Annotated in this window: 20 protein-coding genes, 2 rRNA genes and 1 riboswitch; of the genes, 12 read left to right on the top strand and 10 right to left on the bottom strand. The window is 67.4% G+C overall.

Translation table 11 applies throughout. The features are described from left to right. Positions 1-92: 92 nt before the first annotated feature. Both H4W80_RS31465 and purS read right to left on the bottom strand, forming a co-directional pair. Positions 93-479 carry an ATP-binding protein gene (locus H4W80_RS31465; RefSeq protein ID WP_192788395.1) on the bottom strand — a complete coding sequence of 129 codons (387 nt, stop codon included), beginning with the start codon at positions 477-479 and terminating at the stop codon, positions 93-95. Positions 480-698: 219 nt separating this feature from the next. After that, positions 699-944 (bottom strand): phosphoribosylformylglycinamidine synthase subunit PurS, encoded by a 246-nt coding sequence (purS, locus tag H4W80_RS31460; RefSeq protein ID WP_185069016.1) that lies wholly within the window; start codon positions 942-944, stop codon positions 699-701. Positions 945-1243: 299 nt separating this feature from the next. Here purS and pdhA point away from each other — a divergent pair, with 299 nt between their 5' ends. The 4 genes from pdhA (at position 1244) to H4W80_RS31440 (ending at position 5150) form a co-directional block, all read left to right on the top strand. Beyond that, a complete protein-coding gene (gene pdhA, locus H4W80_RS31455; protein WP_192788394.1) occupies positions 1244-2338 on the top strand; it encodes a pyruvate dehydrogenase (acetyl-transferring) E1 component subunit alpha in 1095 nt (364 codons plus the stop codon). Continuing rightward, on the top strand, positions 2335-3315 hold the full coding sequence (locus tag H4W80_RS31450; RefSeq protein WP_192788393.1) for an alpha-ketoacid dehydrogenase subunit beta: 981 nt from the start codon (positions 2335-2337) through the stop codon (positions 3313-3315). Before pdhA ends, H4W80_RS31450 begins: the two co-directional genes overlap by 4 nt. 16 nt (positions 3316-3331) lie before the next feature. Then, the gene (locus H4W80_RS31445; RefSeq protein WP_192788392.1) at positions 3332-4738 is read left to right on the top strand and encodes a dihydrolipoamide acetyltransferase family protein; all 1407 of its coding nucleotides are present in this window, start codon (positions 3332-3334) and stop codon (positions 4736-4738) included. 118 nt (positions 4739-4856) lie between these two features. Further along, entirely contained in the window at positions 4857-5150 is a 294-nt protein-coding gene (locus tag H4W80_RS31440; protein WP_192788391.1) for a Dabb family protein, read from the top strand. Here the strand turns inward: H4W80_RS31440 and H4W80_RS31435 are convergent. The 3 genes from H4W80_RS31435 to H4W80_RS31425 all read right to left on the bottom strand — a co-directional run bounded on the left by H4W80_RS31435 (position 5147) and on the right by H4W80_RS31425 (position 8227). After that, positions 5147-5371: a hypothetical protein gene (locus H4W80_RS31435; RefSeq protein ID WP_192788390.1), complete on the bottom strand. Its 225-nt coding sequence runs from the start codon at positions 5369-5371 to the stop codon at positions 5147-5149. The two genes, H4W80_RS31440 and H4W80_RS31435, sit on opposite strands and share 4 nt — an antisense overlap. A 71-nt stretch (positions 5372-5442) precedes the next feature. Beyond that, positions 5443-6381: an MBL fold metallo-hydrolase gene (locus tag H4W80_RS31430; RefSeq protein WP_192788389.1), complete on the bottom strand. Its 939-nt coding sequence runs from the start codon at positions 6379-6381 to the stop codon at positions 5443-5445. 40 nt (positions 6382-6421) lie between these two features. Then, on the bottom strand, positions 6422-8227 hold the full coding sequence (locus tag H4W80_RS31425) for an acyl-CoA dehydrogenase (protein ID WP_192788388.1): 1806 nt from the start codon (positions 8225-8227) through the stop codon (positions 6422-6424). A 104-nt stretch (positions 8228-8331) separates the two neighbouring features. Here H4W80_RS31425 and H4W80_RS31420 point away from each other — a divergent pair, with 104 nt between their 5' ends. The 3 genes from H4W80_RS31420 (at position 8332) to H4W80_RS31410 (ending at position 9981) form a co-directional block, all read left to right on the top strand. Further along, positions 8332-9129 carry a class I SAM-dependent methyltransferase gene (locus tag H4W80_RS31420; RefSeq protein ID WP_225963768.1) on the top strand — a complete coding sequence of 266 codons (798 nt, stop codon included), beginning with the start codon at positions 8332-8334 and terminating at the stop codon, positions 9127-9129. Between the two features lie 25 nt (positions 9130-9154). Beyond that, positions 9155-9213, top strand: a riboswitch (guanidine-III (ykkC-III) riboswitch). Between the two features lie 32 nt (positions 9214-9245). Continuing rightward, positions 9246-9560: a DMT family transporter gene (locus tag H4W80_RS31415; RefSeq protein ID WP_192788386.1), complete on the top strand. Its 315-nt coding sequence runs from the start codon at positions 9246-9248 to the stop codon at positions 9558-9560. 37 nt (positions 9561-9597) lie between these two features. Beyond that, positions 9598-9981, top strand: coding sequence for a VOC family protein (locus H4W80_RS31410; protein ID WP_192788385.1), 384 nt, complete (start codon positions 9598-9600; stop codon positions 9979-9981). Positions 9982-9983: 2 nt separating this feature from the next. Here H4W80_RS31410 and H4W80_RS31405 read toward each other — a convergent pair whose 3' ends face one another. Then, complete coding sequence (locus H4W80_RS31405; protein ID WP_192788384.1) at positions 9984-10433, bottom strand: hypothetical protein; 450 nt, start codon at positions 10431-10433, stop codon at positions 9984-9986. A 76-nt stretch (positions 10434-10509) separates the two neighbouring features. On the opposite strand from H4W80_RS31405, the gene H4W80_RS31400 reads away from it, so the two are divergent. After that, positions 10510-10974 carry a GNAT family N-acetyltransferase gene (locus tag H4W80_RS31400; RefSeq protein WP_192788383.1) on the top strand — a complete coding sequence of 155 codons (465 nt, stop codon included), beginning with the start codon at positions 10510-10512 and terminating at the stop codon, positions 10972-10974. Here the strand turns inward: H4W80_RS31400 and H4W80_RS31395 are convergent. After that, complete coding sequence (locus tag H4W80_RS31395; protein ID WP_192788382.1) at positions 10953-11495, bottom strand: PadR family transcriptional regulator; 543 nt, start codon at positions 11493-11495, stop codon at positions 10953-10955. The genes H4W80_RS31400 and H4W80_RS31395 overlap by 22 nt on opposite strands. A 69-nt stretch (positions 11496-11564) precedes the next feature. Here H4W80_RS31395 and H4W80_RS31390 point away from each other — a divergent pair, with 69 nt between their 5' ends. Beyond that, positions 11565-12338, top strand: coding sequence for an alpha/beta hydrolase (locus H4W80_RS31390; protein WP_192788381.1), 774 nt, complete (start codon positions 11565-11567; stop codon positions 12336-12338). Here H4W80_RS31390 and H4W80_RS31385 read toward each other — a convergent pair. Continuing rightward, positions 12316-14334 (bottom strand): molybdopterin-containing oxidoreductase family protein, encoded by a 2019-nt coding sequence (locus H4W80_RS31385; protein WP_192788380.1) that lies wholly within the window; start codon positions 14332-14334, stop codon positions 12316-12318. The genes H4W80_RS31390 and H4W80_RS31385 overlap by 23 nt on opposite strands. Positions 14335-14535: 201 nt before the next feature. Between H4W80_RS31385 and H4W80_RS31380 the strand changes: the two genes are divergently transcribed. After that, on the top strand, positions 14536-16911 hold the full coding sequence (locus H4W80_RS31380; RefSeq protein ID WP_192788379.1) for a lysylphosphatidylglycerol synthase transmembrane domain-containing protein: 2376 nt from the start codon (positions 14536-14538) through the stop codon (positions 16909-16911). Here H4W80_RS31380 and mgrA read toward each other — a convergent pair whose 3' ends face one another. Both mgrA and H4W80_RS63850 read right to left on the bottom strand, forming a co-directional pair. Further along, entirely contained in the window at positions 16912-17904 is a 993-nt protein-coding gene (gene mgrA, locus H4W80_RS31375; RefSeq protein WP_192788378.1) for an L-glyceraldehyde 3-phosphate reductase, read from the bottom strand. Continuing rightward, complete coding sequence (locus tag H4W80_RS63850; RefSeq protein ID WP_192788377.1) at positions 17901-19991, bottom strand: S9 family peptidase; 2091 nt, start codon at positions 19989-19991, stop codon at positions 17901-17903. The genes mgrA and H4W80_RS63850 overlap by 4 nt, the downstream gene beginning before the upstream one ends. 441 nt (positions 19992-20432) lie before the next feature. Between H4W80_RS63850 and H4W80_RS31365 the strand changes: the two genes are divergently transcribed. Then, a 16S ribosomal RNA gene (locus tag H4W80_RS31365) occupies positions 20433-21953 on the top strand. 291 nt (positions 21954-22244) lie between these two features. Beyond that, positions 22245-25347 (top strand): 23S ribosomal RNA (locus H4W80_RS31360). Together the 16S and 23S rRNA genes form the textbook arrangement of a ribosomal RNA operon. Positions 25348-25395: the final 48 nt, after the last annotated feature.

Below are 25395 nucleotides of genomic sequence, written 5' to 3'. Positions count from 1 at the left end.
TTCGGGTGGACGGTGGTCTGCGGCGGTGTCTTCAGATTATCGGGTGCTGCCGGGTGGTCCACATCGGCTCGTGCGTCGGGCGAAGGCGCAGGTCAGACTGCTGCCAGCTCGCGGGGACGGGCGTCGGCCGAGTCGTCCCAGGCGAGGTGCTTGCGCAGGTGGACCGTGGTGCCACGGCCGGGTGTGATGCCGAAGGAGATCTCGTCCACCACGGAGCGCATGATCAGCAGGCCGCGGCCGTTCTCCGTGTCGGGTGGAGGGAAGTGCGGCGGCATCGTCGGCAGCCCGTCGCCGCTGTCCGCGACGCGCACGTCGCAGCGGCCATAGCCGATCGCCGCGCTCACTTCGTAGCGGTTGGCGGGCCCCCCGTGCCGCACCGCGTTGGAGCATGCCTCGGAGACGGCGAGGAGCATGTCGGCGATGCACGTCTCACTCACGTTGAGTGAACGCATGGCATCGCCCAGCACTCGCCTGACCATCGGTATGCCGATCGCATCCCGAGGCAGTGCCAACGAGAACTCAATATCCACCGGACTCCTCCGGGCGCCAGAACGTCACCTGGAGTAGGTTTCCCTGTGAAAACGGGGCTAACCGCAAAATCACGTTGTTGTTATTTACTGTTGGCATGCCCGTGGCATTGTGCCGCCTCCGAACCCCGCTTTAACCGGCCAGGGGGGAATCCGGGCGGCAAATCTCCCCTAATCCTCAACCCGGACGCTGTAGTCCTCGATCACCGTGTTGGCGAGCAGGGTCTCGGCCATCTTGCGGACCTCCTCGAGCGCCGCCTCGTCGGCCGGGCCGTCGAGCTCGACCTCGAAGCGCTTGCCCTGCCGCACGGCCGAAACGCCGGAGAAGCCGAGCCTGGGCAGCGCCCTGGCGATCGCCTGGCCCTGCGGGTCGAGGATCTCGGGCTTCAACATGACGTCCACGATGACGCGGGCCACTGCGTTCCTCCTGGATGCGGTGGGTGACTGGGAAGCACAGCCTACCGGCGCGTGTGGCTGCCGACACAACGGGAACGGGGAGGGCATGGGGCTTGCGCGCAGGGCTGTGACGTCTGCCACGATGTCCCCAAACGCGTACGAACCACCACCAGATGGTTCATCGCTTGGAAGGCGGGCCCAAGGTGGCAACCCCATCGAGGACCTGCCCTGACGACCGCACAGGAGTGGCTCATGACCGAGCTTGTCGAGGTCATCAATGGACACAGCACCTCTGTCACGAGGCCGACGAAGGAGGCCTCGTGACAGTCGACGCCTCTCGTGGTGCCTCTGACGCACCTCCGGAGCTCGTCCAGTTGCTCACCCCCGAGGGCGAGCGGGTTGAGCACCCCGACTACGACATCGACCTGACGGATGAGGAGGTCCGGTCGCTCTACCGCGACCTGGTCCTCGTACGGCGCATCGACCTGGAGGCCGTGGTGCTGCAACGCCAGGGCGAGCTGGGCATCTGGGCCTCGCTGCTGGGCCAGGAGGCGGCCCAGATAGGCTCGGGCCGCGCCTTGACCGACTCCGACATGGCCTTCCCCACCTACCGCGAGCACGGCGTGGCGTGGTGCCGCGACGTCGATCCGGTCAAGCTGCTCGGCCTGTTCAGAGGCGTGAACCACGGCGGCTGGGACCCCCAGGAGCACAACTTCCACCTGTACACGATCGTGATCGGCAGCCAGACCCTCCACGCGGTCGGCTACGCGATGGGCATCCAGCGCGACGACGCGAGCGCCGCCACGATCGTCTACTTCGGCGACGGCGCCACCTCGCAGGGCGACGTGAACGAGTCGTTCATCTGGGCCAGCGTGTTCAACGCCCCGATCGTGTTCTTCTGCCAGAACAACCAGTGGGCCATCTCGGAGCCCCTGGAGAAGCAGAGCCGCATCCCCCTCTACCGGCGCGCCTCCGGCTTCGGCTTCCCCGGGGTCAGGGTGGACGGCAACGACGTGTTCGCCTGCCTGGCCGTGACCAGGAAGGCGCTGGAGGCCGCCCGCACCGGCCAGGGGCCGACGCTCATCGAGGCGTTCACGTACCGGATGGGCGCCCACACCACCACCGACGACCCGACGCGCTACCGCGTGGCCAGCGAGCTGGAGGCGTGGAAGCTCAAGGACCCGATCGAGCGGGTCAGGTCGTACCTGTTCAAGAACGAGCACGCCGACCCGTCGTTCTTCGACTCCGTCGACGCCGAGGCCGACCAGCTCGGGGCCGACCTGCGCAGGCGCTGCCTGGCCATGCCCGACCCCCAGCCGCTCGACATCTTCGACCACGTCTACCGCGAACCCCACGCCCTGATGGACCAGGAGCGCGCCCAGTACGCGGCGTACTTGGAAGGGTTCGCCAAATGACGGTCATGAGCCTGTCCAAGGCGCTCAACGAGGGCATGCGCAAGGCCATGGAGGACGACCCGAAGGTCCTCGTCATGGGCGAGGACGTCGGCAAGCTGGGCGGCGTCTTCCGGGTCACCGACGGCCTGCAGAAGGACTTCGGCGAGGACCGCGTCATCGACACGCCGCTGGCCGAGTCGGGCATCGTCGGCACCGCGATCGGGCTGGCGCTGCGCGGCTACCGGCCGGTGTGCGAGATCCAGTTCGACGGGTTCGTCTTCCCGGCCGCCGACCAGATCATCACGCAGCTCGCCAAGATGCCGATGCGCTCGCTGGGCGCGATCAAGCTCCCGGTCGTCGTGCGCATACCGTGCGGCGGCGGCATCGGCGCGGTCGAGCACCACAGCGAGTCGCCCGAGGCGTACTTCACCCACACGGCCGGCCTGCGCGTCGTGGCCTGCTCCAACCCGGCCGACGCGTACACCATGATCCAGCAGGCCATCCGCAGCGACGACCCGGTGATCTTCTTCGAGCCCAAGCGGCGCTACTGGGAGAAGGCCGAGATCGACACAGGCTCCACCGACTGGTGGCCGCCGCTGCACGCGGCCCGGGTCGTGCGGCCCGGGTCCGACGTCACGCTGCTGGCCTACGGCCCGATGGTCAAGACGTGCCTGGAGGCCGCCACGGCCGCCGAGGACGACGGCCGTTCGCTGGAGGTGATCGACCTGCGCTCGCTCAACCCGCTGGACGAGGCGGTCGTGATGGACTCCGCGCGCCGTACCGGGCGGGTGGTGGTCGTCCACGAGGCCCCCGTCACCAGCGGCTACGGGGCCGAGCTGGCGGCCAGGATCACGGAGCAGTGCTTCTACCACCTGGAGTCGCCGGTGCTCAGGGTCGGCGGCTTCTCCACCCCCTACCCGCCCTCGAAGCTGGAGGAGCACTACCTGCCCGACCTGGACCGGGTGCTCGACGCCGTCGACCGGGCCTTCGGCTACTGAGGGGGGTGGGGTTCTCATGCGACGCGAGTTCAAGCTCCCCGACGTCGGCGAAGGGCTGACGGAGGCCGAGATCGTCCGCTGGCACGTCGAGGTGGGTGACGCGGTCAAGATGAAACAGACCGTCGTCGAGATCGAGACGGCCAAGTCGATCGTCGAGCTCCCGATCCCCTGGGACGGGGTGGTCGCGGATCTGCTGGCCGAGGTGGGCCAGACGGTCGACGTCGGCGCCCCCATCATCGCCGTCGAGACCTCCGAAGGCGCCGAGACCTCTCGTGGACAGGCAGCGGTCTCGGAGGAGACCAAGGCGCTGGCCGAGGACCTGGTGCCCACGCCTCCTGCGGAGGGCGCCGTCGAGCCCGGGGCGCACGGCAGCCCGGCGCCCAAGGAGGAGCGCCAGGCGGTCCTGGTCGGCTACGGCGTCAAGACCGGCGCCACCAAGCGCCGCCCCCGCAAGCCCCAGGTTCCCGGCATCCCGGCGAACCCGGTGGCCAACCCCTCCCGCGTGGAGGTGGACGGCGGCCCCGCTCCCGCCCCTGTCGCGCCCGCGGCCCGCCGGGCCGGCGTCCTCGCCAAGCCACCCGTACGGAAGCTGGCCAAGGACCTCGGCGTCGACCTGTCCGCCCTCACCGGCACCGGTCCCGAGGGCTCGATCACCCGCGCGGACGTCCACGCCGCGGCGCAGGCCGAGGCGCCCCCGGTCGCCGAGGCGGCGGCGCCCGAGCGGCCGGAGGAGCGCATCCCCGTCAAGGGCGTGCGCAGGATGACCGCCCAGGCCATGGTCGCCAGCGCCTTCACCGCTCCGCACGTCACCGAGTTCCTCCAGCTCGACGTGACGAACACCATGGAGACGGTACGGCGCCTGCGCACCTTCCGGGACTTCGCGGACGTCAAGGTGTCCCCGCTGCTGCTGGTGGCCAAGGCGGTCCTCACCGCCGTCAAACGCCACCCGATGATCAACTCGTCGTGGGACGAGGCGGCGCAGGAGATCGTGGTCAAGCGCTACGTGAACCTGGGGATAGCCGCCGCCACCCCCCGCGGCCTCGTGGTGCCCAACGTCAAGGACGCCCACGCCCTGTCACTCCCCGAGCTGGCCGGGCGGCTGGCCGAGCTCACGGAGACCGCCAGGGCGGGCCGCACCCAGCCGGCCGAGATGGCCGGCGGCACGTTCACCATCACCAACGTCGGCGTCTTCGGCGTCGACGCCGGCACCCCCATCCTCAACCCCGGCGAGGCCGCCATCCTCGCCGTCGGCCAGATCAGGGACATGCCGTGGGTGGTGGACGGCGAGCTGGCGGTGCGCAAGGTGACCACCCTGGCCCTGTCGTTCGACCACCGCATCGTGGACGGCGAGCTGGGCTCGATGTTCCTGCGCGACGTCGGCGACATGCTGGAGGACCCGCTGCACATGCTGGCCTGGAGCTAGCCGGAGGAGACTACGGCGACCGCCGGGAGGACCCCTCCCCCGGCGATCGCCGTAGGCCGGAACACCCGCACCCATCCCGTACAGAGTCACGCCGCCGCGATCTGATACACCTGATCGCATGATTCGCCACATCGTGCTGTTCACCTGGACCGAGGCCGCGACCGACGAGCAGAAGGAGACGGTGACCGCCGAGCTGGGCAAGCTGCCCGGCGTCATCCCGCAGCTCCGCTCGTACACCGTGGGCCCCGACGCGGGCATCAACCAGGGCAACCACGACTACGCGGTGGTGGCCGACTTCGACGACGTCGACGACTACCTGGTCTACCGCGACCACCCGCAGCACCAGGCGGTGATCGTGGAGCACATCAGGCCGATCCTGGCCTCCCGGGCCGCGGTGCAGCTCAGCCTCTAGATCTCCGGCGGGTTGTTCTCGCGGTGCATCAGCCGGCCCTCGGAAGTGCGCCCCCTCCTGGGGGCCAGCACGACGCTCAGCACCACGCCCACGCCACCGACGATCATGAAGATGAGCCCGACGACATCCATGTGGACGGCCTTGCCGAACACGTCGGGCTCGATCGCGAACCTCAGGATGGCGCCAAGCGTGAGGAAGAAGATGCTTACCCCGACACCCATGACGACCTCCAGGCAAACGGCGAGTACAGCCACGGTCATACCCGGGTACAAGAGATCACACCCGTGACATCTCAGGCGAGACAGGACAGGGGCTTCCCGCCGTTGTAGGTGATCATGTCGAACACCGCGGCGACCAGGTCGATCGGCGCGCCCAGCGGCTGCCCGTCGAGCTCGGCGTAGGCGCGGTGCAGGTTGCCCACGATGCGCTCGGAGTCCAGCAGCCCGCCCCACTCGCCCAGATCGGCCTCCCTGGCCGCCTCCAGCGGCGACAGGCCCGCCGCCCGGCCCCGCGCCGCGGTCTCCTGCACGAACCGCAGGTAACCCTCGACCCGGTCATATGCCTCCGGCCCGCACACCCCGCCGTGCCCCGGCACGACGGTCTCCGCACCCAGCGCCCTGAGCTGGTCGAGCGCGTCCAGCGCCCCGGCCACCGAGCCCATCAGGACGAACGGCGTGCCGCCGTTGAAGACGAGGTCGCCCGCGAACAGCAGCCGCCGCTCGGGGATCCACACGTACGAGTCGTTCGTCGTGTGCGCGGCGTGGCCCACGTGCCGCACCTCGCACCGCAGGTCGTCGGAGTGCAGGGTGATCCGGTCGGTGAAGGTGAGGAACGGCGGCGCCACCTCCATCTCGCCCCACTCCACCTCGGGCGACCACGCGGCGCGGTAGGTGGGGACGCCCTCGGCCAGGATCTGCTCCCGCACGCCCTCGTGCCCGACGATCGTGGCCTCGGGGAAGAGCCAGTTACCGAACGTGTGGTCGCCGTGGTGGTGGGTGTTGACCAGCGTGGTGATCGGCCGGTCGGTGACCGTGGCGATGGCCTCGCGGAAGGCCCGCGTACGGCGCTCGGTCGAGCAGGCGTCGACGCAGATCACGCCGCGCCGGCCGGCCAGGAAGCCGGTGTTGTTGATCCACCAGCTCCCGTCGGGCTGGATGTAGGCGAAGACGCCCTCGGACACCTCTTCGACCCGGGGCGGCGGAAGGGGGTGATCGTGAGAACTCGAGCTCATGCCGCGACCGTACTCCCTCGAAGCACCCCCGCCCCTACGGTCAGAAGGCCTCCTCGGGGAGCTCCATGAGCTCCTGCCCGGTGGAGTCCACGATCCGGCGCTCCACGGCCAGCCGCGGCAGCACGGTCTTGGCGAAGAACGAGGCCGCGGCCACCTTGCCCAGGTAGAACGGGTCCTCGCCGCCGGCCAGCTTGGCCAGCGCCACCTCGGCCTGCCGCAGCAGCAGCCAGCCGATCACCAGGTCGCCCAGCGCGAGCAGGAGCCGGGTGGTGTTCAGCCCGACCTTGTACACCTCGGCCGGCGCCTCCAGCGAGCCCAGCGCCCAGCCCGCCATGGTGTCACCCATGGCCTTGACCTCGGCGGCGGCCTCCGTGAGGAGCTTGCGCTCCTCCTTGAGCCGGCCGTTGCCCGCCTCGGAGCCGGCGAACTCGCCGATCTCGGCCAGCAGCGACCCGACCGCCGCGCCCTGGTTGCGCAGGATCTTCCGGAAGAACAGGTCCAGGCCCTGGATCGCGGTCGTGCCCTCGTACAGGGAGTCGATCTTGGCGTCCCGGATGTACTGCTCGATCGGGTAGTCCTGGAGGTAGCCCGAGCCGCCCAGGGTCTGCAGCGAGCGGGAGAGCAGCTCGTACGACCGCTCGGAGCCGACGCCCTTGACGATGGGCAGCAGCAGATCGTTCATCTCGCTGGCGTGCCGGTCGTCCGGGTCGACCAGGAGGGCGTCCTGGAACGTGGCCGTGTAGAGCACCAGGGCCCGCATGCCCTCGGCGTACGACTTCTGGAGCATGAGCTCGCGCCGCACGTCCGGGTGGTGGGTGACGGTCACCCGGGGAGCGGCCTTGTCGGCCATCCGGGTCAGGTCCGCGCCCTGCAGGCGCGACTTGGCGTACTCCAGCGCGTTCAGGTAGCCGGTGGAGAGCGTGGCGATGGCCTTGGTGCCGACCATCATGCGGGCGTGCTCGATGACCATGAACATCTGCCTGATGCCCTCGTGGACGTCGCCCACCAGCCAGCCGACGGCCGGGTGCTTGTCGCCGAAGGTGAGCTCGCAGGTCGTGGAGACCTTCAGCCCCATCTTCTTCTCGACGTTGGTGACGTAGACGCCGTTGCGCTCGCCCAGCTCGCCGGTCTCGAGATTCACGTGGAACTTCGGCACCAGGAACATCGACAGCCCCTTGGTGCCAGGCCCGTGGCCCTCAGGCCGGGCCAGCACGAGATGGAAGATGTTCTCGGCCATGTCGTGCTCGGCGCTGGTGATGAAGCGCTTGACGCCCTCGATGTGCCAGCTGCCGTCCTCCTGGCGCACCGCCTTGGCCCGCCCGGCGCCCACGTCGGAGCCGGCGTCCGGCTCGGTGAGGACCATCGTGGCGCCCCACTCGCGCTCGATGGCCAGCTCGGCGAAGCGCTTCTGCTCCGGCGTGCCGACCTTCCACAGCGTGTAGGCGAAGTTGGGGCCCGCGGCGTACATGTACAGCGCCGGGTTGGAGCCCAGGACCAGCTCGGCCGTGGCCCAGGCCAGGCTCCTCGGGATGCCGGGGCCGCCCAGCTCGGCGGGCAGGTCGAGGTTGGCCCAGCCGCCGTCCACCAGCGCCTTGTAGGACTTCTTGAAGCCCTCGGGCACCTTCACGGAGCTGGTCGCCGCGTCGAACACGGGCGGGTTCCTGTCGCCCTCCTCGAAGGAGTCGGCCAGGACGCCGGTGGCCAGCCTGTTGACCTCGTCGAGAATGCCCCGCGCGACCTCCTCGTCCACGTCCGCAAAGGGCCCTGTGCCGAGGATCTCGCGTCGCCCGAACACCTCGAAGAGGTTGAATTCCAGGTCTCGCACGTTGCTCTTGTAGTGGCCCATGGGGGTCGATCTCCTTGAACCGAGGGGTATTCGTACTGGCGAGTAACCTTACTCTGCAATGCTACCCGCGGGTAACCCCAGGTATGCGTGGCATGCTCGTCTCCATGGACGCCGAAGAACTCGCCGCGAGATGGCGAGAGCGCCTGGAATCCTGGGCCATTCCCGATGAGATCACGGCCAGGGCTCCCGCCGACCCCTGGAGTCATTCGCCCGAGCGGTTCGGCACCCGTACCGACAGGGCACTGGCCGAGCCCGACGACGGCCCCACCATGTCCCGGCTCTCGGAGGCGCTGCCCGACAAGGGCACGCTGCTCGACGTGGGCTCGGGCCCCGGCGCCGCGTCACTGCCGCTGCACGAGCGCATCGGCCACCTCTACGCGGTGGACACCTCGGCGTCGATGCTGGAGGGGCTGACCGCCCGGGCGGAGAAGCTCGGCGTGCCCGTCACGGCGGTCGAGGGGCGCTGGCCCGACGTGTCCGGCCGGGTGCCCGTGGTGGACGTCACCGTCGCCGCCCACGTGGTCTACAACGTCGTCGACCTGGCCGGCTTCCTGCGGGCCCTCGACGAGCGCACGCAGGGGCGGGTGGTGCTGGAGCTCACGCACCGCCACCCCATGAGCTGGATGACGCCGCTGTGGCAGCACTTCCACGGGATGGACCGGCCGGTGCGGCCCATCGCCGAGGACTGCGTGGCGCTGGCCGCGGCGCTCGGCTACGCGGTCCAGGTGGAGGAACGGGAAGCTCCCCTGGAACGATTCACCTCGCTGGAGGACCTGGCGGTCAGCGCGTGCCGCAGGGTGTGCCTCGACCCGTCCAGGGCGGAGGAGGTGGCGTCCACGGTGCTGGAGCTGGGCATGTGGCCCTTGCCGCGCGACCGATGGGTCACCATCTGGTGGGAATGATCCTGTCGAGGGCAGCGTTGTCGCTCATGAGCTGACAGCTCCCGGACGAGACGCGCCGTACCCGGAACGCCAAGACGACGCACGCACCGAAGTCTCGTCTCAAGGGAGTTCTGATCATGGCGTGGATCGTCCTCGTGCTGGCCGGCGTCTTCGAAGTCGTCATGGCCCTTTCGCTCAAGCTCAGCAACGGGTTCGGCCATCTGTGGTGGACCCTGTCGTTCCTCGTCACGGCCGTGCTGAGCTTCGGCCTGCTCTCGTACGCGCTCAAGACCCTCGAAGTCGGCACCGCGTACGCCGTCTGGACCGGTGTCGGCGCGGCGGGCACCGCGGTGCTGGGCATGATCGCCATGGGGGACGAGGTCTCGCCGGCCCGCGTCATCTCGATCGCGCTGATCCTGGCGGGGGTCATCGGCCTGCGGGTGCTCGCCTGACCTTGACGTTTCGGCTCGTCACGGGTTGGGTGGCCAGGTGATCGAAATTCATGCCGTGACCATCGACGCCGCCGACCCGTACGAGATCGCCACCTGGTGGAGCCAGGCCACCGGGCTGCCGCTCGGCGAGGGCGACAAGCCGGGCGACGAAGAGGTCATGCTGCGCACCAAGCAGGACCCGTTCCTGCTGTTCATCCGCGTGCCCGAGGGCAAGACCGTGAAGAACCGGATCCACCTCGACGTCAACGGCACCGAGGGCAGGACCCGCGACCAGGAGGTCGAGCGGCTGATCGGGCTGGGCGCGACCGTCCACGACGACCGGCGGCAGCCCGACGGCAGCGGCTGGGTGACGATGCTCGACCCGGAGGGCAACGAGTTCTGCGTGTGCCGGAGCCAGGCCGAGCGGGAGGCGCAGGGCTGAGCTCACCGGGCGGAATCGGCGCGGCCCCGCATGGTGAGGGTCAGGATGCCGGCGATCAGGTAGACCAGCGCGCCGTGCCACAGGGCCTGGATGCCGGAGCCGAACACCCCCTCGCCGTCGAGCACGAGCTGCACCGGATAGTCCAGCACGGCCGTGATGGCCGCGGGCAGCAGCGCGAACTTCCACGGGTGCTTCAGCGACCACAGGCGAGCCTGGCGGGTCACCCGGTCGCCCTCGTGCGGCTTGGAGACCGCGCCGATCGCGGCGATCAGGGCGAACAGGCTGATGCCCAGGCCCAGCGCCCACACCAGGTCGCCGCCGCCCGTGATCACGCCCAGGCCGAAGCTGGTCGCGGCGACGGCGCCGCCGCCGATGGCGGCGGCCTTCCAGGGGGCGCCGCGGAGCGCCGCGCCCGACAGGGAGACTTCATCTCGTCGGCTGATTTCGTTCATGTCACTCATGGTGCCTTTTCGGCCCCCTTGGGGGCATCGGGGACGGACCCTGAGCCATCCCTGACATCATTCGGACATGCAGCAAAGTGAGAAAGCGCTCTTCCGCGCGGCCCGCAAGGAGGACGTGCCGGCGATCGTGGCGATGCTGGCCGACGACCATCTCGGCGCCACGCGCGAGGGCGACCCGGGCGACGAGCGCTACCTGGCGGCGTTCGAGCGGATCGACGCCAACCCCTACGACGAGCTGATCGTGGCCGAGCAGGACGGCGAGGTGGTGGGCACGATGCAGCTCACGTACCTGGCCGGGCTGTCGCGGCTGGGCGCCGAGCGGTGCCAGATCGAGGCCGTCAGGGTCGCCGCCGCCGCCCGCGGCCAGGGCCTCGGCGGCCGGATGATCGCGTGGGCCGTCGACCGGGCCCGGGAGCGCGGCTGCGCCATCGTGCAGCTCACCTCCGACAAGTCACGTACGGACGCGCACCGCTTCTACGACAACCTCGGCTTCACGGCCTCCCACGAGGGCTACAAGCTCTCGCTGAGCTGAGCCAGCATCCAGCGGCACCAGTCGGCCCGGTGCCGCTCGTAGCTCAGCCCGCAGCGCAACGTGGCGTAGCTGCCGAACCCGGGATCGCCGAAGGCGGGCGGCCCGCCGAATGACGCCTCCTGCCGCTCGTACTCGGCCAGCCGCTCCTCGTGCGCGGCGAGCTGGTCGGCGAACATCCGCCTGACCAGCTCCGGCTCGGCCAGCCACGACGCGTACGTCTTCAGCACCAGCTCGTCGCGCTCCGGCCGCTCGCGCGGCGGCTCGGTGACCCACTCCCGCAGCACCGCCCCGCCCTCGGCGGTCAGGTGGTACACCTTCCTGCCCTGCGGCCCCGGCCCGTGCTCGGCCTCGAAGCCGACCAGCCCCCCGGCCCGCAGCTTCTGCAGCTCGGCGTGGATCTGGCTGTGCCCGGCCGTCCAGAAGTAGCCGACGGGCCGCCGCATGGCCGCGGCGAGGTCGTACCCGGTGCGCTCGCCGCGCGCCAGCACGGCGAGGATCGCGAATCCCAGCGTTGAAGTCATGGTTCGCCCAAGGATATGGTGCCCTTGCAACTATGTCACTTCTGACATAGTTGAGCGGAAAGGGTGGCCATGCGCGCGTTGACAGGTGTGGTGGGGCTCATGGTGGGGGTGCTGACGGCCTGCGGGGGCGCGGCCAGCACCGGCGCCACGGCATCCGGGCCGAGCACGGCTCCCGCGGCGACGACTCCGGCCCCGGTCCCAGAGACGACGACGCCGGCCCCGATCCCCACGGGGCCGAACGTCTCCGGCTGCTTCACCGAGGCGGACGGCAAGATCTTCAAGCACGACGGCGATCTGCCCGGCGTGATCGCCGGTGACGGCCCGGTGGGCGTGGTCGTCACCTACGAGCGCCGGGGCAACGTGTGCACCTGGCGGCCCCTGTCGGACCGCCTGGTGGCGGCCGGCTACCGCGTCCTGCTGTACGCCAGGACCTCCGCCACCCTCCCCGAGGACGGCGCCGTCGCCATGGCCAGGCGCCTGGCCAAGGAGCCGGGCGTCAAGCGGATCTTCCTGGTCGGCGGCTCGATCGGCGCCACCACCGCCGTCCCCGCCGCCGTGCGGCTCGGCCCGAAGGCGGCCGGCGTGGTGGCCGTCTCAGGCGAGATCAGCGCGGAGAACGCGGCCCGGCTGACCGTTCCCCTCCTGCAGGTCGGCTCCGAGAACGACGGCTACGGCGGCGCCGACGACCTGGCCAAGGCGCACGCCGCCGCCACGAAGGCCCCCGACAACCAGACCATGGTCGTCCCGGGGGAGAGCCTGCACGCCTCGGCCCTGTTCGCCAGTCCTCACGGGAAGGACGTGCTCGACCGGATCGTGGCGTTCATGGACCGGCACAAGGGCTGATCTCGACCAGGTTGTCGTGGAAGCCCGGCCCCCTGCCCATGTCCCCGTCCCGCTCGGCCACGACCGCGTTCGGGTTGGCGCCGCCGGGGGTCAGCTTCGGCCAGCGCCCCTTCGGCGAGGCCACCACCCCGGCCGCCACGCGGTCGCTGATCTCCACGTCCGCCAGGAACTCGCCGCCGTCGTTGTGCACGCGTACCCGCTGACCGGCCACCAGCCCCCGGGCCGCCGCGTCGGCCGGGTTGACCAGCACCACCGGGTCCTTGGCGCGGCGGCGCAGCTCCGGGTTGTTGCCGAAGGTCGTGTTGAGGAACGTGTGCGGCGCGGGCGTGACCAGCGCCAGCGGGTACGGCGAGCCGCCGCCCCTCGCGCCGGCCGTGTGGGACGGCGTGTACGCCTTGCCCGCCGGCGGGAAGCGCAGCCTGCCCGACCGCGTCGGGAAGCCCTCGGCGAACGGCGTGAAGGGCGCGGGGTAGTTCATCCGCACCCAGCCCTCCTTGCGCAGCCGGTCCAGCGTGATGCCCTCCAGGGACGGGTGCCCGCTCGACAGCAGCTGCTCGGCCAGCTCCAGGTCCGAGTCGAACAGCGACGGCTCGGTCATCCCCATGTGCGCCGCCAGCCGCCGGAACGTCTCCGTCGTGGACAGGCACTCGCCGGGCGGGGGCTCGGCGGGCTCGTTCCAGAGCAGGTAGAGGTGCCCGTACCCGGCGTGCAGGTCCGGGTGCTCGGTCTGCATGGTCGCGGGGAGCACGATGTCGGCGTAGTCCACGGTATCGGTCGGGAACTGCTCCATGACCACCGTGAACAGGTCCTCGCGGGCGAGCTGCCGCCTGATCGCGTTGGCGTCGGGGCTCGAGCCCGCCGGGTTGGCCGCGTACACCCACAGGCACTTCACGTCGTCGAGCTGTGAGCCCAGCTTGGTCATGACGAGGGTGCGGACGGGCCCGGCCAGCAGGTCGTCGCGGGTGTCGATGTCGAAGTGCACGTGGCCGCTGGTGGAGTAGGCGATGCCGCCGCCGGGGTGGCGCCAGTCGCCGGTGACGCCGGGGATCGAGGCGATCGTGCGCAGCGCGGTGCCGCCGCCCTGGTGCCGCTGGAGGCCCTGCGTGGCGCGGATGGCGGTCGGGCGGGTGTGGGCCAGCCGCATCCCCAGGCTGTGGATGGCGGAGGCGGGGACGCCGGTGATTTCAGCCACAGTCTCGACCGGATATTTCAGGATCTCCTGGCGGAAGTCCTCCCAGCCCTCGGTGTGCTCGGCCAGGAACTCCTCATCCTGCGCGTTCTCCGCCAGCACGACGTTGAGCAGCCCGAGCGCGAGCGCCGCGTCCGTGCCCGGCCTGATCGCCAGGTACTCGTCGGCCTGGTCGGCCGTCCTGGTGCGGATCGGGTCGATGGCGACGACGCGCGCGCCCTCCGCCCGCGCGTCCTGGATGAACTTCCACAGGTGGTGGCCGCTGGTCAGCGTGTTCGTGCCCCAGAGCAGGATCAGCTTCGCCAGCGCGAAGTTCTCGGGGTCCATGCCGCCGGGGGTGCCGTTCGTACGCATCAGGCCGCTGCTGCCGGCCGCCGAGCAGATGTTGAGCCAGTGCTTGGAGGCGCCCAGCATGTTCCAGAACCGCCGCCCGGCCACGCCCTCGCAGCCCTGCAGGTAGCCGAGCGTGCCGGTGCCCAGGTACGGCCAGATGGCCTGCCCGCCGTGCTCCGCCACGATGCCGCGCAGCCGCACCGAGATCTCGTCGAGCGCCTCGTCCCACGTGATGCGCTCGAACTGGCCGGAGCCCTTGGGACCGGTGCGGCGCATGGGGTAGAGGATGCGGTCGTCCGCCCGGGTGTGCTCAAGGTAACGGTTGACCTTCACGCACAGGGCGCCCCTGGTGTACGGGTGGTCGGGGTTGCCGCGCAGTTTGACGGCCCTGCCGTTCTCGACGGTGACCACCCAGGAGCAGCCATCCGGGCAGTCCAGCGGACACGCCCCTAGAACCCTCAATTCACCCGACATGGGACACAGACTACGTCCCGCACCTGGAATGACAGCAGACGCGGAAATGCGTGTAGCCTGCCCCGTGCGACGAGTGCGGGGGCGATTGAGGACACTGGAAGCCTAGAGATCGCACGGTCCGGCCGGGAAGGTGCAGAATCGCTGTCGGTGGCCGAAATCAGGGAACGAGATGACACGGAGGACCTCGAGGGGGATCCAGCCGTGGGTGAGTCACGCGCGGAAAGCGACGTCTACGTTGTAGAGCCGCTGCTGCCGCAGCGCCTTCGCCGCCCCTCCGACCTGCTGCGCTTCTTCAGCACGCTCATCGTGCTCGCCGCGGTCGTCCTGCTCGCGCTGGTCGCCAAGCAGACGCTCATCGGCCTGGAGGCCGACGTCAAGGAGGGCGCGCAGCTCGTACCGCTGCTCAGCAGGATCGCCGCGTTCCTCGGTGGCGCGGCCGTGCTCATCGTGCCCGCGGCGTTCGCCGTCGAGCGGGTCTTCCACCGCGACGGGCTGCGCGTCGCCGAAGGGCTGATCGCCGCGATCATCGGCATGGCCGGGTCGTTCCTGCTCGGGCAGTGGCTGGTCGCCGGCAACGCCGAAGACCTGCGCGTGCTGCTGACCGGCGACCGGACGATCGAGCCGGTGAACACGCTGCTCACCTCGGTCGTCGCGTACGCCACCGCCGTCCGCATCTCGCGCCGGCCCACCTGGCGCATGCTGATGTGGACCACGATCGCCCTCTACATCCTCGCCTTCTTCTCCGGCCGGCAGATCACGATCCCGAGCGCCATCGTCACGGTGCTGGTCGGCATGGTCATCGGCTACGCCACCCTCTACGGCGTCGGCAGCCCCAACACCAGGCCGGCCGGCAGCGCCGTGGTGGCCGCGCTGCGCAAGCTGTCGTTCGCGGTGGTCTCGGCCCGCCGCATCGAGGACGACCACCAGGGCAGCCGCCGCTACGCCATCGGCCTCAAGGACGGCACCAGCCTCGACGTCACCGTGCTCGACCGCGACCGGCAGGTGGCCGGGCTGCCGTACCGGCTGTGGCGGCGCATCCGGCTCAACTCCGAGACCAGGCGCAGGGCCATCAGGTCGCTCCGGGCGGAGCTGGAGCGCGAGGCGCTCATGGCGTACGCGGCCCAGGCGGCCGGCGCCAGCACCCCCAGGCTGCTCGGCACCAGCGAGATCGGCACCGAGGCCGCGATGCTCGCCTACGAGCACATCGAGACGCGCCCCCTCGACGAGGTGCCCGACGAGCAGATCGACGACGAGCTGCTCGCCCAGATCTGGGAGCAGGTGGAGCTGCTGCAGATCCAGCGCCTGGCCCATCGGCGGCTGACCGGCGACAGCATCCACCTCGACCGGGCGGGCCGCGTCGTGCTGACCGACGCCCGCAGCGGCGAGATCGCCGCCGGCGACCTGCTGCTCAGGCTCGACATCGCCCAGCTGCTCACCTACCTGGCGCTGCGCGTCGGCCCCGAGCGCTCCGTGCGGACGGCGGCGGCCGTCATGGGGCCCGACACGCTGGCCGCCGCCATGCCGCTGCTCCAGCGCATCGCGCTGACCAGGGAGACCCGTTCGGCCCTGTCGAAGAACAAGCACCTGCTGGCCGGCCTCCGCGAGCACATCGTCGCGCTCAAGCCGCAGGGCAAGGTCGAGGAAGTACGCCTCGAACGCTTCAAACCCCGCACCCTGATCACGATCATCGCCAGCACGCTGGCCGCGTACATCGTGCTCTCCCAGCTCAGCCGGGTCGACATCTACCGGGTGGTCACCACGGCCAACTGGGCCTGGTCCGGGGTGGCGCTGGTCGCGTCGTTCGTCAGCTTCGTGGCCGCGGCCCTGATGCTGCGGGGCTTCGTGCCCGAGCCGCTGCCGCTCTGGCGCACCGTGCTCGTGCAGTTCGCCTCGTCGTTCGTCAAGCTCGTCGCGCCCGCCGCCGTGGGCGGCGTCGCGATCAACACCCGCTACCTGCAGAAGCGCGGCATCCCGCCGGCCAGCGCGGTGGCCAGCGTGGGGGCCTCGCAGCTCATCATGCTGGTCTTCCACATCGCGCTGCTGCTGCTGTTCGCCTACATCACCGGCTCCACCACGACCACGTCGTTCACCCCGTCGCGCGGCCTCGTCGTGGTGCTGCTCGCGGTCGCGGTGCTGGTCGTGGTGGTGCTCGGCGTGCCGCCGCTGCGCAGGCTGGTGACCTCCAGGATGCGCAAGCTGTTCTCGAACGTGCTGCCGAGGCTGCTCGACGTGCTGCAGTCGCCGCGCAAGATGGTGGAGGCGTGCACGGGCACGCTCATGATCACCCTGGCGTTCGTGCTGTGCCTGGACGCCTGCGTGGCCGCGTTCGGCGGCTCGCTCAGCTTCACCGCCGTCGCGGTCGTCTACCTCACGGCCAACGCCATCGGCTCGGCCGCGCCCACACCGGGCGGTCTGGGCGCGGTCGAACTCGCGCTCGCGGGCGGCCTGACCGTGGCCGGCGTGCCCGCCGAGCTGGCCACCTCGGCCGTGCTGCTGCACCGGCTGCTCACGTTCTGGCTGCCGGTGCTGCCCGGCTGGGCCGCCTTCACCTACCTCCAGCGGCACGAAGCCCTGTGATCAGCGGCTCGTGTAACTTTCGGTGATCTTGTCGATGGCCGCCAGCTCGTCCTCCGTGAAGGCGGGGCCGTCCACGCACGCCACGTTGTCCTCGAGCTGTTTCACGCTGCTCGCCCCGATGAGCACGCTCGTCACCCGCGGGTCCCTGAGCGTCCACGACAGCGCCATCTGGGCCAGCGTCTGCCCGCGGCCCCCGGCGATCTCGTTGAGCCCGCGGGCCAGGTCGAGGTCGATCCGGTCGGCGCTGAGGAACCTGCTCGTCGCCGCCCGCGAGTCCGCCGGCACGCCGTCGAGATAGCGGTCGGTCAGCAGGCCCTGCGCCAGCGGCGAGAACACGATGCAGCCCATGCCCGCCTCCTCCACCGCGTCGAGCAGCCCGTCCTCGATCCACCGGTTGATCATCGAGTAGGACGGCTGGTGGATGAGCAGCGGCGTGCCCAGCTCGCGCATGATCCGCGCGGCCTGGGCGGTCTGCTCGGCCGAGTAGTTGGAGATGCCCGCGTAGAGCGCCTTGCCCGAGCGCACGGCCCGGTCGAGCGCCCCCATGGTCTCCTCCAGCGGCGTCTGCGGGTCGGGGCGGTGGCTGTAGAAGATGTCGACGTACTCCAGCCCCATGCGACGCAGCGACTGGTCGAGGCTGGCCAGGACGTACTTGCGCGAGCCCCACTCGCCGTACGGGCCCGGCCACATGTCGTAGCCGGCCTTGGTGGAGATGATCAGCTCGTCCCGGTACGGGGTGAAGTCCTCGCGCAGGATGCGGCCGAAGTTCGTCTCCGCAGAGCCGTACGGGACACCGTAGTTGTTGGCCAGGTCGAAGTGCGTCACCCCGAGGTCGAACGCGCGCCGCAGGATCGCCCGCGAGTTCTCGATCGGGCGGGTGTCGCCGAAGTTGTGCCACAGGCCCAGGGAGACCGCGGGCAGCTTCAGCCCGCTGCGGCCGCTGCGGTTGTACGGCTGCCGCTCGTAGCGCCGGTCGTCGGCCTGATAGGTCATGCGGTGCCCCTCTCGATGATCCAGGAGAGCGCGAAGGCCTCCTCGCGCCAGGCGTCGTAGCGCCCGCTGCGGCCGCCGTGCCCGGCGCCCATCTCCGTCTTGAGCAGGAACGGCCCGCCGTCGGCCGTCGCCCGCAGCCGGGCGATCCACTTCGCGGGCTCGTGGTAGAGGACGCGGGTGTCGTTCAGGCTGGTGATGGCGAGAATCGGCGGGTACGCGCGGCCGTCCACGTTCTCGTACGGGGTGTAGCTCTTCATGTAGGCGTAGACGTCGGGGTTGTGCAGCGGGTCGCCCCACTCGTCCCATTCGATCACGGTGAGCGGGAGCGACGGGTCCAGGATGGTGTTCAGGGCGTCCACGAACGGCACCTCGGCCACCACGCCCGCGAACTCCTCCGGCGCCAGGTTCGCGACCGCGCCCATCAGCAGGCCGCCGGCCGAGCCGCCCCTGGCGATGATCCGCTCGCTCCAGCCGGTCGCCTTCAGGTGCCTGGCCACGGCCACGAAGTCGGTGAACGTGTTGCGCTTCCTGGTGAGCTTGCCGTCCTCGTACCAGCGGCGGCCCATCTCACCGCCGCCCCTGATGTGCGCGACCGCGAAGACGAACCCGCGGTCGAGCAGCGAGAGCCTCGGGACCGAGAAGCCGGGGTCGATGGAGGTCTCGTAGCTGCCGTAGCCGTACAGGACGGTCGGCGCGGGCCTGGCGGAGTCCTTGCGCTTCACGATGGACACCGGGATCCGTGTGCCGTCCTCGGCCGTGGCCCACTCGCGGAACTGCTCGTAGTCGGCCGGGTCGTAGCCGCCCAGCACCGGGCGCTGCTTGAGCAGGATCAGCTCGTGCGTGTCGAGCTCGTAGTCGTACACGCTGGGCGGGGTGACCATGCTCGTGTAGGCCAGCCGGAGCCGCGTCGTGGTGAACTCGGGGTTGCCCGCGGGGCCGACGTCGTAGAGCGGCTCGGGGAAGTCGATCTCGTACGCGTTCCGCTCGGCGGCCTCGATCCGCTCGCGCCAGTCCTGGACGTCGCCCGGGTACGGCAGCACGCGCAGGCCGGTCAGCCCGTCGCGGCGGAAGTGCGCCACGGCGTGGTCGGAGAAGGCGTCGATCTCCAGGAGCCTGGTGTCGTCCCGGTGGGCGATCAGCGGCGTCCAGGTGCCGGGGTCGTCGATCGGGGCGGTGGCCAGCTCGAAGTTCTCGGCGTTCTCGTTGTGGAGCACGTAGAAGAAGTCGCCCGCGTGCTCGACGCCGTATTCGACGCCGGTCTTCCTGGGGCGCACGACCGTGAACTCACCGGCGGGGTCGGTGGCGTCGAGAATGCGCACCTCGCTGGTGATCTTGCTGCCCGCGCCGAGCACGAGGTATTTCTCGCTGCGCGTCAGGCCGATGCCGACCCAGTAACGCTCGTCGGACTCCTCGTAGACCAGCACGTCCTCTTCGGTGCCGAGGGTGTGCCGGTAGACCTGGAACGGGCGCCAGGCGTCGTCCACGCGCGTGTAGAAGAACGTCGAGCCGTCGGCCGACCAGGCGCCGCCGTAGAAGATGTCGGTGATCTCGTCGGGGAGGAGTTCGCCGGTTTCGAGGTTCTTGAACTTCAGCGTGAATCGCTCGTCGCCCTTGAAGTCGGTCGAATAGGCCAGCATCGTGCCGTCGGGCGAGACGGAGCTGGTGCCGATCGAGAAGAACGGGCTGTCGCCGGCGAGCTCGTTGCCGTCGAGAATCACCTCCTCGCGTTCGAGAGTGGCACCCGGGGTGATCTCCGGGGGCGCGTCGCTGTCGGCCGGGACGCGGCAGGAGACGGCGTACTGCTTGCCTTCAGAGGTGCGCGAGAAGTACCACCAGGAGCCCTTGCGGCTGGCCACCGAGAGGTCGGTTTCCTGCGTGCGGCCCTTGATCTCCTGGAACACCTGCTCCTGGAGATCGGAGAGGTGAGCGGTCTGCTGTTTGAGAAACTCGTTCTCCGCCTCCAGATAGGCGGTGGTATCGGGATCTTCCTTGTTGCTCAGCCAGGCGTACTCGTCGATGACGGTGTCACCGTGGTGGGTGCGCTCAGTCGGAACCTTCTTCGCCACTGGCGGCGTGTTACTGCTCACGTGGGGAGTCTATGTTCGGTCGTGATCGATCTGTGTCCGTCGTACGCGGCGATCCGGCCCGAGGGGTCGGGAGCGCTGCTAATCTTGAAGAGCCGACGCAGTACGGCACAACCCTTCTTCTCCTCCTCCATCACGGCGGACGTGCGCGTCCACTCGTGAGGGCTGGTAAGTTAGAGGGGTTGTCCCGGAAGCGGGGCAGGTCTTAATTCCAGCAAGTCGAGCGAGTCGGGTCAATTTGACAGGGACTTGAACGGCTGAAAGAGTAAAGACACAACGAAATGAACGCCTCCGAGCGAAAGACCGGAACGGTTTTGAGCAAGGAAGTACGCGTCCGTTTCTTGAGAACTCAACAGTGTGTTAAAAGCCAGTGCATGAGATACATGCATATCCCCGTCATTATTGACGGAAATTGCTTGGATTCACAATCCAAACGAAAGACATTGTTTGGAGAGTTTGATCCTGGCTCAGGACGAACGCTGGCGGCGTGCTTAACACATGCAAGTCGAGCGGAAAGGCCCTTCGGGGTACTCGAGCGGCGAACGGGTGAGTAACACGTGAGCAACCTGCCCCTGACTCTGGGATAAGCCCGGGAAACTGGGTCTAATACCGGATACGACCGCCCCCGGCATCGGGTGGTGGTGGAAAGTTTTTCGGTTGGGGATGGGCTCGCGGCCTATCAGCTTGTTGGTGGGGTAGTGGCCTACCAAGGCGACGACGGGTAGCCGGCCTGAGAGGGCGACCGGCCACACTGGGACTGAGACACGGCCCAGACTCCTACGGGAGGCAGCAGTGGGGAATATTGCGCAATGGGCGGAAGCCTGACGCAGCGACGCCGCGTGGGGGATGACGGCCTTCGGGTTGTAAACCTCTTTCAGCAGGGACGAAGTTGACGTGTACCTGCAGAAGAAGCGCCGGCTAACTACGTGCCAGCAGCCGCGGTAATACGTAGGGCGCAAGCGTTGTCCGGAATTATTGGGCGTAAAGAGCTCGTAGGTGGCTGGTCGCGTCTGCCGTGAAAGCCCGCAGCTTAACTGCGGGTCTGCGGTGGATACGGGCCGGCTAGAGGTAGGTAGGGGCAAGTGGAATTCCTGGTGTAGCGGTGAAATGCGCAGATATCAGGAGGAACACCGGTGGCGAAGGCGGCTTGCTGGGCCTTACCTGACGCTGAGGAGCGAAAGCGTGGGGAGCGAACAGGATTAGATACCCTGGTAGTCCACGCTGTAAACGTTGGGCGCTAGGTGTGGGGATCTTCCACGATCTCCGTGCCGGAGCTAACGCATTAAGCGCCCCGCCTGGGGAGTACGGCCGCAAGGCTAAAACTCAAAGGAATTGACGGGGGCCCGCACAAGCGGCGGAGCATGTTGCTTAATTCGACGCAACGCGAAGAACCTTACCAAGGTTTGACATCACCCGGAAACGCCTGGAGACAGGCGCCTCTTCGGACTGGGTGACAGGTGGTGCATGGCTGTCGTCAGCTCGTGTCGTGAGATGTTGGGTTAAGTCCCGCAACGAGCGCAACCCTTGCTCCATGTTGCCAGCACGCCCTTCGGGGTGGTGGGGACTCATGGGGGACTGCCGGGGTCAACTCGGAGGAAGGTGGGGATGACGTCAAGTCATCATGCCCCTTATGTCTTGGGCTGCAAACATGCTACAATGGCCGGTACAGAGGGTTGCGATACCGTGAGGTGGAGCGAATCCCTAAAAGCCGGTCTCAGTTCGGATTGGGGTCTGCAACTCGACCCCATGAAGTCGGAGTCGCTAGTAATCGCAGATCAGCAATGCTGCGGTGAATACGTTCCCGGGCCTTGTACACACCGCCCGTCACGTCACGAAAGTCGGCAACACCCGAAGCCCGTGGCCCAACCAGCTTGCTGGGGGGAGCGGTCGAAGGTGGGGCTGGCGATTGGGACGAAGTCGTAACAAGGTAGCCGTACCGGAAGGTGCGGCTGGATCACCTCCTTTCTAAGGAGCATCTTCACCCTTCACCACCGAATGTGTGGTGGGGTGACAGCTCACTAGTGGAGCACTGGCTACTCAACCAGGCCGTGATTGTCGGACTGCTAGTACCGCCCGTGAGGGAGTGGGAACGGGGTTTCGAGGGTCCGGGCTGGTTGGACACACTGTTGAGTCCTGAGGAAACGGGTGACCGGTTCTTCTGGAGTACAGGGCCGCTGAAGGGTTCGGGTTTCCCGGGCTTGGATGCGGTTGCTGTTTGTTGTTTGAGATTTGCATAGTGGACGCGAGCATCTTTGTGGCCAAGTTTTTTAGGGCACACGGTGGATGCCTTGGCATCAGGAGCCGATGAAGGACGTGGGAGGCTGCGTTAAGCCTCGGGGAGTCGCCAACCAGACGTTGATCCGGGGATGTCCGAATGGGGAAACCTAGCACCAGTCATGTGGTGTTGCCTCCGCCTGAATGTATAGGGCGGTTGGTGGTAACGCGGGGAAGTGAAACATCTCAGTACCCGTAGGAAGAGAAAACAACAGTGATTCCGTGAGTAGTGGTGAGCGAAAGCGGATGAGGCTAAACCGGGCGTGTGTGATAGCCGGCAGGCGTTGCATGTCCGGGGTCGTGGGACCCTCTTGAAGTGGCTGCCGCTGCTTCGAGGAGTGAGAAATCCTTCTGATAGTTGAAGCCTCTGGGAAGGGGCGCCGTAGACCGTGAGAGCCGGGTAGACGAAATCGGATGGACTCCTTGAGGGGATCCCAAGTAGCACGGGGCTCGAGAAATCCTGTGTGAATCTGCCAGGACCACCTGGTAAGCCTAAATACTCCCTGATGACCGATAGTGCACGAGTACCGTGAGGGAAAGGTGAAAAGTGCCCCGGTGAGGGGTCGTGAAATAGTACCTGAAACCGTGTGCCTACAAGCCGTAGGAGCTTACAGAAGCTTGCTTCTGTGTGATGTGACTGCGTGCCTTTTGAAGAATGAGCCTGCGAGTTATGGTGTGTGGCGAGGTTAACCCGTGTGGGGGAGCCGTAGCGAAAGCGAGTCTGAATAGGGCGTTGAGTCGCATGCTGTAGACCCGAAGCGGAGTGATCTACGCATGGGCAGGTTGAAGCTCAGGTAAGACTGGGTGGAGGACCGAACCCACCAGGGTTGAAAACCTGGGGGATGATCTGTGTGTAGGGGTGAAAGGCCAATCAAACTCCGTGATAGCTGGTTCTCCCCGAAATGCATTTAGGTGCAGCGTCGCGTGTTTCTTGCCGGAGGTAGAGCACTGGATGGCTAATGGGCCCGACAAGGTTACTGACGTCAGCCAAACTCCGAATGCCGGTAAGTGAGAGCGTGGCAGTGAGACTGCGGGCGATAAGGTTCGTAGTCGAGAGGGAAACAGCCCAGATCACCGACTAAGGCCCCTAAGCGTGTGCTAAGTGGGAAAGGATGTGGAGTCGCAGAGACAACCAGGAGGTTGGCTTAGAAGCAGCCACCCTTGAAAGAGTGCGTAATAGCTCACTGGTCAAGTGATTCTGCGCCGACAATGTAGCGGGGCTCAAGTACACCGCCGAAGTCGTGGCATTGACACACATGTTGTGTTGATGGGTAGGGGAGCGTCGTGCAGCCGGCGAAGCAGCAGAGTGATCTAGTTGTGGAGGCTGTGCGAGTGAGAATGCAGGCATGAGTAGCGAATCGAGGGTGAGAAACCCTCGCGCCGGATGACCAAGGGTTCCTGGGGCAGGCTAATCCGCCCAGGGTAAGTCGGGACCTAAGGCGAGGCCGACAGGCGTAGTCGATGGACAACGGGTTGATATTCCCGTACCCGCTTTAACGCGCCCATACTGAACCCCTTGATACTAAGAGTCCTTAAGTCAGCTGGTCCTTCGGGACTGGTGTTAGACCGAACGCTCGGCCTGATTGGGTAGTAGGTAAGCGATGGGGTGACGCAGGAAGGTAGTCCAGCCCAGGCGATGGTTGTCCTGGGGTAAGCATGTAGGGAGTGAGGTAGGCAAATCCGCCTCGCATATATCCTGAGATGTGATGCCGAGCCGATTGTGGTGAAGTGGATGATCCTATGCTGCCGAGAAAAGCCTCTAGCGAGTGTTGTGGCGGCCCGTACCCTAAACCGACTCAGGTGGTCAGGTAGAGAATACTAAGGCGATCGGGTGAACTGTGGTTAAGGAACTCGGCAAATTGCCCCCGTAACTTCGGGAGAAGGGGGACCTCTGCTGGTGATGAGTCTTGCACTCGGAGCTGGTGGGGGTCGCAGTGGCCAGGGGGAAGCGACTGTTTACTAAAAACACAGGTCCGTGCGAAGTCGTAAGACGATGTATACGGACTGACGCCTGCCCGGTGCCGGAACGTTAAGGGGACCGCTTAGTCCAGCTTGCTGGGCGAAGGTGAGAACTTAAGCGCCGGTAAACGGCGGTGGTAACTATAACCATCCTAAGGTAGCGAAATTCCTTGTCGGGTAAGTTCCGACCTGCACGAATGGCGTAACGACTTCCCCGCTGTCTCAACCGCAGACCCGGTGAAATTGCAGTACGAGTAAAGATGCTCGTTTCGCGCAGCAGGACGGAAAGACCCCGGGACCTTCACTACAGCTTGACATTGGTGTTTGGAACGGCTTGTGTAGGATAGGTGGGAGACTGGGAAGCTCGGACGCTAGTTCGGGTGGAGTCATTGGTGAAATACCACTCTGGTCGTTTTGGATGTCTAACTCTGGTCCGTGATCCGGATCGGGGACAGTGTCTGGTGGGTAGTTTAACTGGGGCGGTTGCCTCCCAAAGGGTAACGGAGGCGCCCAAAGGTTCCCTCAGCCTGGTTGGCAATCAGGTGTTGAGTGTAAGTGCACAAGGGAGCTTGACTGTGAGACTGACGGGTCGAGCAGGAGCGAAAGCTGGGACTAGTGATCCGGCATCGGCGTGTGGAAGCGGTGTCGCTCAACGGCTAAAAGGTACCCCGGGGATAACAGGCTGATCTTCCCCAAGAGTCCATATCGACGGGATGGTTTGGCACCTCGATGTCGGCTCGTCGCATCCTGGGGCTGGAGTAGGTCCCAAGGGTTGGGCTGTTCGCCCATTAAAGCGGTACGCGAGCTGGGTTTAGAACGTCGCGAGACAGTTCGGTCCCTATCCGCTGCGCGCGCAGGAGACTTGAAAGGGGCTGTCCCTAGTACGAGAGGACCGGGACGGACGAACCTCTGGTGTGCCAGTTGTACCGCCAGGTGCACGGCTGGTTGGCTACGTTCGGGAGGGATAACCGCTGAAAGCATCTAAGCGGGAAGCTTGCCTTGAGATGAGGTCTCCCACCACGAGAGTGGGTAAGGCTCCCGGTAGACGACCGGGTTGATAGGCCGGAGGTGGAAGCACGGTAACGTGTGGAGCTGACCGGTACTAATAGGCCGAGGACTTGACCACAAAGCTTCTTGCTCGCGTCCACTAGGCAATTCTGAAACAACAAGCGGT

It is taken from the genome of Nonomuraea angiospora, assembly GCF_014873145.1.
Classification (GTDB): Bacteria; Actinomycetota; Actinomycetes; order Streptosporangiales; family Streptosporangiaceae; genus Nonomuraea; species Nonomuraea angiospora.
Note: the sequence above shows the minus strand (reverse complement) of the source record. Positions and strands in the feature narration are given on the sequence as shown.